The organism is Streptomyces bottropensis ATCC 25435 (genome assembly GCF_000383595.1).
In the GTDB taxonomy this organism is placed as follows: domain Bacteria; phylum Actinomycetota; class Actinomycetes; order Streptomycetales; family Streptomycetaceae; genus Streptomyces; species Streptomyces bottropensis.
Genome location: NZ_KB911581.1, coordinates 489,673 through 503,367 on the forward strand (window position 1 = coordinate 489,673; position 13,695 = coordinate 503,367).

Consider the following 13,695-nt stretch of genomic DNA (forward strand, 5'->3'; position numbering starts at 1 on the left):
TCCTGCCGGGCGACCCGTAGTACCTGAGACGGACCTGGGCAGACCCTCCTCACTGGTGACGACGGCACACCCGCCCTCCGCCTACCGTTTTCATCGTGACCGAGACGACCCAGATGCAGACGAGGCCCTCACGCGGCGGGGGCAGCCCGAGCAGCCCGGAGTTCCGGGTGGCGATGGACGCGTGGCGCAGGCTGCGGCAGGACCTGTTCCACGACGGGTTCGCCTACCGGCCGATGCCCCCGATGAAGATGGACGGCCTGTTCACCAGCCGGCTCTCCGGCCGCGTGCGTGACTACGTGGCCTGGGCCCCGCACGCGGTCGTGGTGATGGCCGGCCTGCTCTCGATGGCCATCGCCGCCTCCTCCCGTGACGGAGGCGGACTCGGCGCGATGGTGGCTGCCGGTTTCGCTCTGCTTCCGGTCCTGCTGACCATGATCAGACCCGTGGCGGCCTTCTGGATGTCTCTGATCGCGGCCCCCTTGACCGCGTTGGGCAGCGATCTGTGGGACGACTGGCCGTGGACGGCCGGCAGCTTCGCGACGCACCTCGTGGTGATGACGGTGGTGGCCCTGCGCACGCGGCCGCGCGTGGCCGCCTGGATGTGGTGTCTGACCGCGGTGTACGGGGCGTTCCTGGAGACCATCCTCGGTGACAGCCACTACGCGTCGAACAACACGCTCCCGCTGCTCGTCGTCTCCGCCATGTCCTTGCTGGCGGCCTCCGCGCTGACCATACGCCGCACGGCCCAGCGCGAGGTGACCGCCCAGCAGACGGTGACCGAGCACGAGCGCTCCCGGCGCACCCTCCTGGAGGAGCGCACCACGATCGCCCGCGAGCTGCACGACGTGGTCGCCCACCACATGTCCGTCGTCGCCATCCAGGCCGAGGCCGCGCCCTACCGCGTGGAGAACCCTCCGCCCGAGCTGGAGCAGGCCTTCGCCACCATCCGGGAGAACGCGGTGGCCGCGCTGACCGAGCTGCGCCGCGTGCTCGGAGTGGTGCGCGCCGAGGACTACGAGGCCCCGGACGCCCCGCAGCCCACCCTCGCCGACCTCGACGGCCTGCTCGCCAACGTGCGGGAGGCGGGTCTCACGGTCGACAAGGCGGTCACCGGAGCGGTCCGTGAGCTCCCGCAGGGCGTGGAGCTGTCCGCCTATCGCATCGTGCAGGAAGCCCTCAGCAACACCCTGCGGCACGCGCCGGGCGCGGCGGCCCGCGTGGAGATCGGCTATGTCCTGGGCGGACTGGGACTGCGCATAGTCAACGGCGCGTCCCCCGAGGTGAGCCTGGCGAAGTCCACGCACGGCACCGGCCACGGCCTCACCGGCATGCGCGAGCGCGTCACGATGCTGAACGGCGAGATGACGACGGGTGAGACGGCGGACGGAGGCTACGAGGTGACGGTGTTCCTGCCGGTGTCCAGTGTGAGCGAGACCGACGCATGACGATTCGCGTGCTGATCGCCGACGACCAGATGATGGTCCGCGAGGGCTTCTCGGTGCTGCTCGGCGCGATGCCGGACATCGAGGTGGTCGGCGAGGCGGTGAACGGCCGGGAGGCCGTCGACCGGGTCCGGGAGCTGTCGCCGGACGTCGTCCTGATGGACATCCGGATGCCCGAGCTGAACGGCATCGAGGCCACCCGGGAGATCGTGGCGTCCGACGGCGGGGCGAAGGTGCTGGTCCTGACCACGTTCGATCTCGACGAGTACGTGTACCAGGCGCTGCGCGCGGGAGCCTCCGGTTTCCTCCTCAAGGACGCCTCCGCCCGTCAACTGGCCGACGGGGTGCGTGTGGTGGCCGCCGGGGAGGCACTCCTCGCCCCGTCGGTGACCAAGCGACTGATCACGGAGTTCTCCAAACTGGTCCAGGCTCCCCGCCCCTCGGCGGCGACCCAGCTGGCGTACGGCGAACTCACCGACCGCGAGACGGAGGTCCTGGTCCTCATCGCGCAGGGCCTGTCCAACCTGGAGATAGCCGAGCGCCTGGTGGTCGCCGAGTCCACGATCAAGACCCATGTGAGCCGGGTCCTGGTCAAGCTGGGCCTGCGCGACCGTACGCAGGCGGCGGTGTTCGCGTACGAGGCGAGACTGGTCACGCCGGGCTGAGAGACCCCTGGCCGGCAGGACACCCCTGGTCAGAACGGGGGAACCGGGCTAGCGTCGCTCCATGGCAGCTGCTTCGGACCTTGCTTTCGACCCGTGGGACCCCGCCTTCGTGGCCGATCCGTACCCGGCCTACGCGGAGCTGCGGGCCCGGGGCCGGGTGCGGTACTTCGAGCCCACGAACCAGTGGCTCGTCCCGCACCACGCGGACGTCTCGGCTTTGCTGCGGGACCGGCGGCTCGGGCGGACGTACCAGCACAGGTTCACGCACGAGGACTTCGGCCGGAGTGCTCCGCCTGCGGAGCACGAGCCGTTCCACACGCTGAACGACCACGGGATGCTCGACCTGGAGCCCCCGGACCACACACGGATCCGGCGGCTGGTGTCGAAGGCGTTCACCCCGCGCACGGTGGAGCAGCTGAAGCCGTACGTGGAGGGGTTGGCCGGTGAGCTGGTGGCCGGGCTGGTCGAGGCCGGCGGGGGAGACCTGCTGACGGACGTCGCGGAGCCGCTGCCGGTGGCGGTGATCGCCGAGATGCTCGGCATCCCCGAGTCGGACCGGGCGCAGTTGCGGCCGTGGTCGGCGGACATCTGCGGGATGTACGAGCTGAGCCCCTCGGACGAGACGGCGAAGCGGGCGGTGCGGGCGTCGGTGGAGTTCTCGGAGTTCCTGCGGGAGCTGATCGCGCACCGCAGGGTCGAGCCGGGCGAGGACCTCATCTCGGGCCTGATCGCCGCGTACGACGAGGGCGACCGCCTCACCGAGCAGGAGATGATCTCCACCTGTGTGCTGCTGCTGAACGCGGGCCACGAGGCCACGGTGAATGCCACGGTGAACGGCTGGTGGGCGCTGTTCCGTAACCCGGAGCAGTTGGCGGCCCTGCGCGCGGACCACTCGCTGGTGCCGACGGCGGTGGAGGAGCTGATGCGGTACGACACTCCGCTGCAGCTGTTCGAGCGGTGGGTGCTGGACGACATCGAGATCGACGGGACGACGGTTCCGCGAGGCGCGGAGATCGCGATGCTGTTCGGCTCGGCGAATCATGACCCGTCCGTGTTCGCGGACCCCGAGAAGCTGGACCTCACCCGCCAGGAGAACCCGCACATCTCCTTCAGCGCGGGCATCCACTACTGCATCGGCGCCCCCCTCGCCCGTATCGAACTGGCCGCCTCGATGACGGCCCTCCTGAGGAAGGCCCCGACGCTCGCCCTCGCCACCGAGCCGACCCGAAAGCCGAACTTCGTGATCCGGGGCCTGGACGGCCTGACCGTCGAGATCTGAGACCCCCCCCGCCAGGCTCCGTCCCGGGCCCTCACCGCCAGACCCCGTCCCCCGGCTCCCGCTCCGGAACCGGCCCCCGCTCCGAACCCGGTCACGCACCTGGTCCTGGTCCTGGACCAGGACCAGGGCCCGCACCCGACCGCGACTTCGATCCGGCCTCCGACCGCCCTCGCCGAGCCCACAGCCACGCGATCGCCAGGCAGACGGCGGCCGGGAGGGCGGCTCCGGCCAGGGCGGCGAAGGGGAGTTCGGTGGCGAGGACGGTGTAGTCCGTGCCCTCGCCCTCGAAGCCGCCCCCGAGGTGGCGTCGCGTGCGGTCGGAGGTGCTCCAGGCGAGCGTCGCGGCCACCGCGCCCACCGCCGACAGCGCGCACCCGCCACACCCCGCGACGCTCTGCCGATCCAACCCGCGCCCCCTTGCCCGCCCACCCGCTGCTCCGGGTTGCCCCGGCCGGTCCATGACCGGAGGGACGCGCCTTCTCCCGCCCCGGTTCTCCCGCCCCGGTTCTCCCGCCCCGGTTCTCCCGCCCCGGTTCTCCCGGCCGGAGGCACGTGCTCCCGGCACCGCGCGTGGCGCCCGACTCCCACCCGCCCCGAAGCGTACGAGCGCCCCCCGGCCCGGTGAAGCCGCCCGCGCCGCCCCACCCCACCGCCTCCGACCCACCCTCAGCTGCTGAGATCCCGCCGCCGCAGCCCGGCCAGACCCCCGGCGACGAGCAGCACCGCGATCCCGGTCAGGACCAGCACCGGCGTCCACTCCATCTCCCCGCCCGGCAGCTTCGGGAGGTGACCGAAGGGGGAGAGGTCGAGGACGGCGCGGGGGGCGTCGAGCGCGGGGCCGATCCAGCCGATGAGGAGGACGGCTCCGGCGAGGCCCCACGCCGCCGGTGCCGCTCGGGGCGTGAGCCCGTACAGCAGGACGGCGGCGCCGCCGATGACCCACACCCCGGCGACCTGGACGAGGCAGCCGCCCAGGATGGGGCCGACCTCCTTGCCGTGGCCGAGGGCGAAGCCGAGACCGGCCAGAAGCATGATCCAGAAGGTTCCGCCGAAGGCGACGGCCAGATGCCCGGCGGCCCAGCGGACCCGGCCCACCGCGTTGGCCAGCAGCGGTTCGGCGCGGCCGGAGGTCTCCTCGCCGTGCAGGCGGAGCGCGGTGGCGACGACGTACAGCGCGGCGATCAGCCCGAGCATGCTGATCATGGAGGCGAGGAACGCGTCGGTCAGACCGGACCGGCCGCCCATGCGCTCGAAGATCTCGCGGGCGCCTTCGTTGTCACCCACAAAGTCGGCCGCGCCCTCGGCCAGCCCGCCGTAGACGAGCCCGGCGAGGAAGAAGCCGACGCTCCAGCCGAGGACGCTGCCGCGTTGCAGCCGCCAGGCCAGCGCGCCGGCCGTGCCCAGTCGGCCGTCCGCGGGTCCCGGACGGGTCGCCAGGAAGCTCATGCCGACGTCGCGGCGCCCGGCGAGCTCGTACGCCACCGCGCCCTGGAGCGCCGTCGCCGCCATGAACAGCAGCAGCACCCACCATCGCTCGTCCGCGAACGAACGCTCGTTCTCCAGCCACCCCAGCGGCGACACCCACGTCAAGAAAGACGAACCGTCGTTCGCGGAAGCATCACCGGCCGCCCGCAACACGAACGCCCCGCCCAGCACCCCCGCCGTCAGCCCCCGCGCCAGCCGGGCGCTCTCCGTCAGTTGCGCGACGACCGCCGCCATCGTCGCGAACACCATCCCGACGCCCGCGATCCCCAGCCCGAAAGCGGCCGCGCCCACCGCCCCGTGTCCGGCCAGGCCGAGCGTGACGAGCGCCGCCAGGCCGCCGTTCGCGACGGCTGCCGTGAGCAGGGCGGCCGTCAGCGGCGCCCGCCGGCCGACCATGCCCGACGCGATCAGCTCCTGCCGGCCGCTCTCCTCCTCGTCGCGGGTGTGGCGGATGACGACGAGGAGGCTCATGACGGCGGCGAGGAGACCGGCGTAGACGCCGACGCGCCAGGCGGTCAGGGCGCCGAGGGAGTCGTCGAAGACGGGGCCGACCAGGGCGCGCAGCGACGCGTTCGAGGTCATCTGACGCATGAGGTCGGCGCGTTCGGCGGCGGTGCCGTACAGGCTGCGCAGGCTGTTCGGCATGGACAGGACCATCAGTCCGGTCACCGCGACCCAGACCGGGACCATCACACGGTCGCGCCGCAGGGCGAACCGCACCAGGGTCCCTGTGCCGGCCAGTGGCCGGGCCCCGCCGGACCGGGCGGCGAACGAGGCGGCGGACGCGGACGGTTCGCCGCGCTTGCCCGGTCCCGTGGGGTCGGCCGGTTCGGTGGTGACGGCGGTCATCGCGTGACCGCCTCCCTCCGGGTGCCCCGCGCGTCGTCCTGGTAGTGCCGCAGGAACAGTTCCTCCAGCGTCGGGGGAGTGGAGGTCAGGGACCGTACGCCGGAGTCGGTCAGGGAGCGGAGGACGGCGTCGAGCTTGTCGGTGTCGACCTGGAGGTGGACGCGATGGCCGCGCACGTCGAGGTCGTGGACGCCGGGGAGGCCGGCCAGGCCGCTCGGTGGACCGGCGAGTTCGGCGGTGACGGTGGTGCGGGTGAGGTGCCGCAGTTCGGCGAGGGAGCCGCTCTCGACGGTGACGCCCTTGCGGATGATGCTCACCCGGTCGCACAACTCCTCGACCTCGCTGAGGATGTGGGACGACAGCAGGACCGTGCGGCCCCGGTCGCGCTCCTCCCTTACGCACCGCTGGAAGACCTCCTCCATCAGCGGGTCCAGGCCCGAGGTCGGCTCGTCCAGGATGAGGAGGTCCACGTCGGAGGCGAAGGCGGCGACGAGGGCGACCTTCTGGCGGTTGCCCTTGGAGTAGGTGCGGCCCTTCTTGGTCGGGTCCAGCTCGAACCGCTCGACCAGTTCCGCGCGGCGCCCCGCGTCCAGCCCGCCCCGCAGCCGCCCGTAGAGGTCGATGACCTCGCCGCCGGACAGGTTCCGCCACAGGGTCACGTCGCCGGGGACGTACGCGATGCGGCGGTGCACCTCGACGGCGTCCGCCCACGGGTCGCGGTCCAGGACCCGTACGGCGCCGGAGTCGGCGCGGAGCAGGCCGAGCAGGACGCGGATGGCGGTGGACTTCCCGGCGCCGTTCGGGCCGAGGAAGCCGTGGACCTCGCCGGTCTCGACGGTCAGGTCGAGGCCGTCGAGCGCGTGGGTCCGTCCGAAGGACTTGTGGAGTCCGGATACCTCAAGAGCGGGAGGGGCCTTCGTCATGTTCAGAACGTACGCTTACTTCAGAAATTTGTGAAGTTAAGGAAGGGTGTGAATGGCCGGTAGGCTGGCCGTGCTGTCTGACCAGGGGAGATCAGATACCGCGACGGCGACGACCGGCGAGGGAGTGAGCAGGGATGACGGACCCGAAGGCCGGAGCGGAGACCGGGGTGGAAGCCGGACTGGAAGCCGGACTGGAAGCCGGACTGGAAGCCGGGGCGGCAGCCGCCGTGGGGGCCGAGTCGGAGGGCCTGGGGCTGGGGCGGAACGCCGAGTCGGTCTCCCGTTTCGTCGAGAACTTCGCGGCGCAGCTCGTCGAGGCCGGGGTTCCCCGCATGCCGGCCCGGGTCTTCGCCGCGCTCCTCGCCTCCGACACCGGCGCGCTGACCTCGGTCGAGCTGGGCGAACAGCTGCGGATCAGTCCGGCGGCCGTGTCCGGAGCCGTCCGCTACCTCGCCCAGGTGCACCTGGTGTCCCGTGAGCGCGAGCCCGGTTCGCGCCGCGAGCGCTACCGCGTCCACAGCGACCAGTGGTACGAGGCTCTCACCAACCGCGAGGCCATCATCAAGCGCTGGGAGGAGTCGTTGCGCGAGGGTGTGGCCAGCCTGGGCGCCGACACCCCGGCGGGGCGCCGGCTCGCCGAGACCCTCGCCTTCTTCGAGTTCGTCGAGACCGAGGTCGAGGCCATGATGCGGCGCTGGCGCGCCCGCCGCGACGAGCTGTTCCCCCGAGGCTGACCGGCTATCCGGCCGTCTTCTCCGGGCCCGTCTCCGTACGGCTCGCCAGACGCTCGTAGCGCTGCCTCGCCGCCTGGGGGGTCTGGAGTCCGAGGCCGAAGGCGATCTCCGGCCAGGTCATGCCGCGCCCCCGGGCCATGTCGAGAAGGCCGACCTCCAGCTCGTCCATCTCGCCGCGGGCGAGGGGGATGAGGGTCAGCGCGGCGGTGATGTCGGCGCGGTCGACCTCGGCTTCGCCGTCGTCGAGGAGGGCGGCCCCGCTGAGCAGGTACGAGACCAGCCTGATCGCCTCCTGGGGATGCAGGACGTGCGGGTGGACCTGGCGACGGCGCTGCTCGTCCGTGGCCGCGTGCCGCTCGGCGATGCGGAACAGGGAGGTGTAGACGCGCTGGGCCCGCGCCTCGTCCGCGCTCGGGGGGGAGAAGGGGTCGCTCGGCTGTGGAGGTGTTGACGGCATGCGAACAGCCTGCAATACAAACAACTTGTTGTCAACGAATTATTGTCCCCCGCGTCGGCGTCGGTGTCGGCGTCCGCGTCAGCGCCGCCCGCCGAACTCCCACGGATGAACCTCGACGTCCGCGTACCGCTCCCCGGCCAGTACGGCACGCGCCGCGTCCCCGTCCGGGGCCCGGACCAGCGCGGCCGTACCCAGCCAGGCCGTGCCGTCGTCGGACAGGAGCGGCCCGTACGCGATCAGCTCGTCCCGCCACGCGGCCGGTACGACGGGACCCGCCGAGCCCGCCGAGCCCGTCGAACCGGTGCCGGTGCCGGTGCCGGGACCGAGGCCGAGGCCGAGCACCAGGTACCGGTTGCCCCCGCTCCGACCGCCCGGGAACTCCCACATCGTGCGGCCCAGCAGATTCCGCCACCGCCGCAGCAGCACGTCCCGGAACACGCCGGCCTGCTGGTTGGGCTCGTCGAACGCGAAGGCCCGCGCCGCGGCGGAATCCGGCAGGTCGACGATGTGCACACTCCCGGACGGCGTCTCTCCGTCCTCCGCGAAGGTCGGGCCCCGGGCGATCAGCTCCTTCGCGTACCCGTCCATGTAGGACCAGTGCGCCTGGACCAGCTCCTCGCGCAGATCGAGGGAACCGGGGCGGTCGCGGTGATAGCAGAAGAACTCCATGGCGGAAGCCTCGTCTCCCGTCGACGCCACCTCAACAGGATTTTGGGCCGCGCCCTCGCCGACGGGCGAGGACGGAATACACCCCGGTGGCAACCCGACGGCAACCCGGCAGGAGTAACAACAGGAACCGCGAATGGTCCGCGCGGACGCTTGCGGATTAATGTGGGGAGGTCATCTCCCAGCGGGATGCCACGTGCCGGAACCCCGGCTCGATTACGGCGAGCCGGGGTTTCCGCTGGTGCGACGAGGTCTTCAGGCCTCCGTTTCCGGAGTCAGTGGTGGCCGTTGTTGATCACGCGGAAGCTGCCCACGATCGCCAGATTCCGCAGCTCCTGCTGTCCGGCCACCGAGTTGCTGGAGCTGCGCGGGCCGACCGTGGCGGCGGGAGCGCCGTTGTCACAGGTGACCCCGTTGTAGAACTCGACGGTCCGGTCGCTTTCGTTCCGGATGTTGAAGCTGGTGCTGTTGAGCGGCGGGACGAACAGGCTGTTCACATTGACCACGGCGATGCAGGAACCCGGGTCGGCGGAGTAGGACCGCTCGTTGATGTAGATCCGTCCTTCTTCCCAGTTGCCGCCCCGGCCCTCGCCACGGCTCTCACCCCGGCCCTCGCCCTTCTTGCCGCCCCAGCTCTCCTTGCCGCCCCAGTTCTCCTTGCCCCCGGGGTCGGAGGAGGCGTTCGAGCCGGCCTCGGTGCCGGTGCCGTTGCCGCCGCGGGGGGCGACGGGGGCCGCGTCCTGGACGAGCGAGGTGGTCTTCGGGGCGGACTCCAGAGCGGAGCTGGCGTACGTGACACCTGTGGCGGCCGCGACTGCCACGCCGACGGAGGCGGCGATCACCGTGACTTTACGAGTGCGCAATGCACTTCCCCTTCTCTTCGTTCTCATCGACAGGACCTGCCGACGAGAACGAACGTAATGACGGCCAATTCGGCTGTCATTTCGAGAGGGCCGGGGACGAGGGCGAATACAGGGCTGAACGGCCGCATGAATTGTCGCCCCGGAGAGTGACGATCGGCGCGCCTGACGAACCGTCAAAATATGGCAATGAGCTGGTACTTTGAAGCGAGGAAAGCCATTGTCCGAAACACGCTGACGCGTCGTCACCCTCTTGGAGGCGCCGAGAGCGGACCGCACCCTGAGGAGCCGTCAGGTCGCTTCACCGCCCGTACGGCTGACGGTCACTCAACAAGCCTCGGGTCGCTGCGAATGCGCCGTGCGCCCCGTCGCGTGAATTCCGGCCGGGTAAGTGATCGACAACGGCGTGTCGCACGCTTTCAGGGGCTTCGCCTGCACTATCGTGATCGGCCCTCCGGCGTACATCCGGCGTGCATCGGGCATGCGTCCGCCCGCATCCGTGCATCGGGCGGGCGCCGAGACCTGAGCCGCGACCCGAGCGACGCGCACCGCCCGGCACTCGCCCCGCATCACCGCGGCAGGGTCAGCCCCCAGGCCCCCTCCCGCACCGTCCAGGTCCGCGTCCGCACCGGCCCCGCCACCAGGGAATCCGCCCGGTAGCGGAAGTCCGCGCCGGACACGGTCACCCGGTGGCCGACCGCGTGCAGCGGGGCCGCCTCGGCGCCCACCGACACCGGCCGGATCTCGACGTCGGCACCGCCGTCCATGCCCGGCGTTATCGACACCGCCTCCACGGGCTGGTCGAGGTCGACGAGCAGCACGCCGTCCACCTCCACCCGTAGCCGCGAGGGCCCGGCACCGCCCCCCGCGGCGACCCGTATGCGGGCCGGTCGCAGCGGACGGGACAACCGGGCGGGGCGCGTCGGCCGCGTCGACAACGTACGGGCGAGGGACTGCGGCCAGGCGCGCAGCCAGTGGTGGGGGCCGAGCGAGGACCCGTCGTCGGCGGGCCCGCCTTCCGTCCCCGGCACCCGGTCCGCTCCCGAGCCCGCCCCCGCCCTCGGGCCCGCCCCTCTGCCCGGACGCGACCCCGGCCCCGTTCCCGTGCCGGTACCCGGGCCGGTGTCGGCGGCCGCGGGCCCCGCCGTTCCCGCCGTCCGGTCGGGCGAGGAGGGCGGATACGGCGAGGACGGCGGATAGGGCGGGGACTGCGAGGACACACCCGGCAGAACCGGTATGCACAGGGTGCCCAGCACCACCCCGTCGCTGTCGTCGACGAGCAGATCCAGCCGTCGCTCGACGCCGTCGAGGGCGGCGCGGGCCGCCGCGACCGCGTCGGTGGGCACGCCGAGGGAGTGGGCCAGGCCCAGGGCGGAGCCCACGGGGACCAGGGAGAGGGCGCACGCGCCCAGCTCCCGGCGGCGGTGCAGCAGAGCCACCGCCCGCAGCAGCGCGCGGTCGTCGCCGACCACCACCGGCCGCCGTGAGCCACGTCGTGCGAGCGCCCGCGCGAATTCCTCGGGCCCCTCGGGAAGACACACTTTCGTACTCGCCGCACCCGCGCTGAGCACGTCTTTCGCGATCCGTACGGCCTCGCCGTCCGTGCGACGGGCGAGGGGGTCGATGACCACGAGGAGCTGGTCGGGAGTCACCACCTCGGTCCTGCCTCGCTTCCTCGGGTAGCATCTTTGTGCAAGAGCCCCTTGCGCTATTGCGCCAGGGGCTTGGTCTATTCCGGGGCATCCGGGTCCGAACAGGTGCGACCAACGGCGGTCGCGGTGCACGCGGCGGTAATGAGCCACCGCGTACGCCCCCGACCTTGGACATGCCCCGCCCGGAAGGGGTGTACGCGCGTGCCCGCACTTGTGCTGCTCGGTGCTCAGTGGGGTGACGAAGGTAAGGGAAAGGCGACGGACCTGCTAGGTGGGTCTGTCGACTATGTGGTGCGCTACCAGGGCGGCAACAACGCCGGCCACACGGTAGTCGTGGGTGACCAGAAGTACGCCCTCCACCTTCTCCCTTCCGGGATCCTCACTCCGGAGTGCACTCCGGTCATCGGAAACGGTGTCGTCGTCGACCCGTCGGTCCTGCTCTCCGAGCTGAGCGGTCTGAACGAGCGCGGCGTCGACACGTCCAAGCTCCTGCTCAGCGGCAACGCCCACATCATCACGCCGTACAACGTGACCCTCGACAAGGTCACCGAGCGCTTCCTCGGCAAGCGCAAGATCGGCACGACGGGGCGGGGCATCGGCCCGACCTACGCGGACAAGATCAACCGCGTCGGTATCCGCGTCCAGGACCTCTACGACGAGTCGATCCTGACGCAGAAGGTCGAGGCGGCCCTCGACGTCAAGAACCAGGTCCTCACCAAGCTCTTCAACCGCCGGGCCATCTCCACCGACCAGGTCGTCGAGGAACTGCTCGTCTACGCGGACAAGCTCGCCCCGTACGTCACCGACACGGTCCTGGTCCTCAACCAGGCCCTGGAGGACGACAAGGTCGTCCTCTTCGAGGGCGGTCAGGGCACGCTCCTGGACATCGACCACGGGACGTATCCCTTCGTGACGTCGTCCAACCCCACAGCGGGCGGCGCCTGCACGGGCGCGGGTGTCGGTCCGACGAAGATCAGCCGGGTCATCGGCATCCTCAAGGCGTACACGACCCGGGTCGGCGCGGGCCCGTTCCCGACCGAGCTGTTCGACGAGGACGGCGAGGCGCTGCGCCGCATCGGCCACGAGCGGGGCGTCACCACCGGCCGTGACCGTCGCTGCGGCTGGTTCGACGCGGTCATCGCCCGCTACGCGACCCGCGTGAACGGTCTGACGGACTTCTTCCTCACCAAGCTCGACGTCCTCACCGGCTGGGAGCAGATCCCGGTCTGCGTCGCGTACGAGATCGACGGCAAGCGCGTCGAGGAACTGCCGTACTCGCAGTCCGACTTCCACCACGCGAAGCCGATCTACGAGAACCTGCCCGGCTGGTCCGAGGACATCTCGTCGGCGAAGTCCTTCTCCGACCTGCCGAAGAACGCCCAGGCGTACGTGAAGGCGCTGGAGGAGATGTCCGGCGCGCCGATCTCCGCGATCGGTGTCGGTCCGGGCCGTGACGAGACGATCGAGATCAACTCCTTCATCTGACGGTTCACACGGGCGACCCACCTCGGGCCGGGCACGCACACGCGTGCCCGGCCCGCTGTGTTTTGGCTGATCGGGCGGGTCGGTCTGGCCGGGCCACGTGCGCGTGCCGGGCATATCCTGAAATGGCGCGCGATCCGCGCACGTCACACGGCCGGAGAGAAGGTGAGTGCGATGCGCGTTCTTTTCAGGGCACGCATGAACACGGAGAAGTCGAACGAGGCCATCCGCAACGGCACCCTCGGCAAGCTGATGCAGTCCTCCATGGAGCAGGTCAAGCCGGAGGCGGCCTACTTCACCACCGACGAGGGGCAGCGCACCTGCTACATGGTCTTCGACATGCAGGACAGCTCCGAGATGCCGGCGATCGCCGAGCCCTTCTTCCTCGAACTGGGCGCCGACGTCACCTACACCCCGGTCATGAACCCCGAGGACATGCAGAAGGGCCTCTCGGCACTGGGACGCTGAGGCGCCGGCCGCCGGACCTCAGCTGAACACGATCATCGATCCCTGCGCCAGGCTCCGGGTCGCCGCCGCGTGCAGACCCAGCCAGACGTGCCGTTCGCGGGCGAACGGGCTGGGGTCGAAGGGCGCCGGAACGGCCGGCTCCTCCAACTCCGTGGGCGCGAGCGGTGCCTCGGGGCGTGCCGGTGGGTTCGCCGGGTCGATGCCGATGGCCGCCGCCACGAACTCCAGTTCCCGCAGCAGTCCCTGGGACGAACCCAGGGGGCCGCCTCCGGCGAGGAGTTCGTCGCTGGACAGGGGCTGCGGGAAGTCGACCGGGACATAGGCGCCGGCGTGGTCGTAGTGCCAGACCAGGTGGGACTGCTGGGCCGTGGTCTCGAACATCTCCAGCAACTGCTCGTAGTCGCCGCCCAGTGCGTCCACCGGGGTCACCTCCAGGCCGCAGACCTGGAGCAGATAGGCCCGGCGCAGGAAGTGCAGCGCGTCGTAGTCGAAGCCGGCGACCGGGGCGACCTCGCCGGTCAGTCCCGGCATGTACTGGTACACCGGGACCGGTGGCAGCCCGGCCTCACCCAGCAGCTTGTTGTAGAGCGCGAGTTCCTCGGCGAAGGGATTGTCGGGCGTGTGGCACAGCACGTCGACGAGCGGGACCAACCAGAGGTCACAGGCCAAAAGAGAGCTCCTCGGTCATCCGGCACGCACACGGACGGTAGGGACGCGTTCGCGCACGGCGCAC

The 13,695-nt window shown here is 71.1% G+C and carries 14 protein-coding genes; 6 read left to right on the plus strand and 8 right to left on the minus strand.

Translation table 11 applies throughout. From position 1 onward, the window contains the following. The first annotated feature begins 95 nt into the window (after positions 1 to 95). The 3 genes from STRBO_RS0102245 to STRBO_RS0102255 all read left to right on the plus strand — a co-directional run bounded on the left by STRBO_RS0102245 (position 96) and on the right by STRBO_RS0102255 (position 3,386). Entirely contained in the window at positions 96 to 1,445 is a 1,350-nt protein-coding gene (locus tag STRBO_RS0102245) for a sensor histidine kinase (RefSeq protein ID WP_005483742.1), read from the plus strand. Further along, positions 1,442 to 2,107 carry a response regulator gene (locus tag STRBO_RS0102250; protein ID WP_028796421.1) on the plus strand — a complete coding sequence of 222 codons (666 nt, stop codon included), beginning with the start codon at positions 1,442 to 1,444 and terminating at the stop codon, positions 2,105 to 2,107. Before STRBO_RS0102245 ends, STRBO_RS0102250 begins: the two co-directional genes overlap by 4 nt. Before the next feature lie 61 nt (positions 2,108 to 2,168). After that, on the plus strand, positions 2,169 to 3,386 hold the full coding sequence (locus STRBO_RS0102255) for a cytochrome P450 (protein WP_005483745.1): 1,218 nt from the start codon (positions 2,169 to 2,171) through the stop codon (positions 3,384 to 3,386). 91 nt (positions 3,387 to 3,477) lie between these two features. Here the strand turns inward: STRBO_RS0102255 and STRBO_RS44355 are convergent, their stop codons facing one another. The 3 genes from STRBO_RS44355 to STRBO_RS0102265 form a co-directional block, all read right to left on the minus strand. Continuing rightward, positions 3,478 to 3,792 (minus strand): hypothetical protein, encoded by a 315-nt coding sequence (locus STRBO_RS44355; RefSeq protein WP_237547768.1) that lies wholly within the window; start codon positions 3,790 to 3,792, stop codon positions 3,478 to 3,480. A gap of 260 nt (positions 3,793 to 4,052) precedes the next feature. Continuing rightward, complete coding sequence (locus STRBO_RS0102260) at positions 4,053 to 5,720, minus strand: ABC transporter permease (RefSeq protein WP_005483750.1); 1,668 nt, start codon at positions 5,718 to 5,720, stop codon at positions 4,053 to 4,055. Beyond that, positions 5,717 to 6,643, minus strand: a complete 927-nt coding sequence (locus STRBO_RS0102265) for an ABC transporter ATP-binding protein (RefSeq protein ID WP_005483752.1) — start codon at positions 6,641 to 6,643, stop codon at positions 5,717 to 5,719. Before STRBO_RS0102265 ends, STRBO_RS0102260 begins: the two co-directional genes overlap by 4 nt. Before the next feature lie 134 nt (positions 6,644 to 6,777). On the opposite strand from STRBO_RS0102265, the gene STRBO_RS0102270 reads away from it, so the two are divergent. After that, entirely contained in the window at positions 6,778 to 7,377 is a 600-nt protein-coding gene (locus STRBO_RS0102270) for a GbsR/MarR family transcriptional regulator (protein ID WP_005483753.1), read from the plus strand. Positions 7,378 to 7,381: 4 nt separating this feature from the next. Here the strand turns inward: STRBO_RS0102270 and STRBO_RS0102275 are convergent, their stop codons facing one another. From STRBO_RS0102275 to STRBO_RS0102290, 4 genes are all read right to left on the minus strand, one after another. Next, the gene (locus STRBO_RS0102275) at positions 7,382 to 7,834 is read right to left on the minus strand and encodes a hypothetical protein (protein WP_005483755.1); all 453 of its coding nucleotides are present in this window, start codon (positions 7,832 to 7,834) and stop codon (positions 7,382 to 7,384) included. Positions 7,835 to 7,912: 78 nt separating this feature from the next. Beyond that, positions 7,913 to 8,503, minus strand: a complete 591-nt coding sequence (locus STRBO_RS0102280) for a YciI family protein (RefSeq protein ID WP_005483756.1) — start codon at positions 8,501 to 8,503, stop codon at positions 7,913 to 7,915. A gap of 272 nt (positions 8,504 to 8,775) precedes the next feature. Then, a complete protein-coding gene (locus tag STRBO_RS0102285) occupies positions 8,776 to 9,363 on the minus strand; it encodes a hypothetical protein (RefSeq protein ID WP_237547732.1) in 588 nt (195 codons plus the stop codon). 566 nt (positions 9,364 to 9,929) lie between these two features. Continuing rightward, positions 9,930 to 11,015: a diacylglycerol kinase family protein gene (locus STRBO_RS0102290; RefSeq protein WP_020113710.1), complete on the minus strand. Its 1,086-nt coding sequence runs from the start codon at positions 11,013 to 11,015 to the stop codon at positions 9,930 to 9,932. A 198-nt stretch (positions 11,016 to 11,213) separates the two neighbouring features. Between STRBO_RS0102290 and STRBO_RS0102295 the strand changes: the two genes are divergently transcribed. Both STRBO_RS0102295 and STRBO_RS0102300 read left to right on the plus strand, forming a co-directional pair. After that, positions 11,214 to 12,497, plus strand: coding sequence for an adenylosuccinate synthase (locus STRBO_RS0102295; protein ID WP_028796422.1), 1,284 nt, complete (start codon positions 11,214 to 11,216; stop codon positions 12,495 to 12,497). A gap of 171 nt (positions 12,498 to 12,668) precedes the next feature. Then, the gene (locus STRBO_RS0102300; RefSeq protein ID WP_028796423.1) at positions 12,669 to 12,962 is read left to right on the plus strand and encodes a DUF3303 family protein; all 294 of its coding nucleotides are present in this window, start codon (positions 12,669 to 12,671) and stop codon (positions 12,960 to 12,962) included. An 18-nt stretch (positions 12,963 to 12,980) separates the two neighbouring features. Here STRBO_RS0102300 and STRBO_RS0102305 read toward each other — a convergent pair whose 3' ends face one another. Then, positions 12,981 to 13,631: a hypothetical protein gene (locus STRBO_RS0102305; protein ID WP_020113711.1), complete on the minus strand. Its 651-nt coding sequence runs from the start codon at positions 13,629 to 13,631 to the stop codon at positions 12,981 to 12,983. Positions 13,632 to 13,695 lie beyond the last annotated feature (64 nt).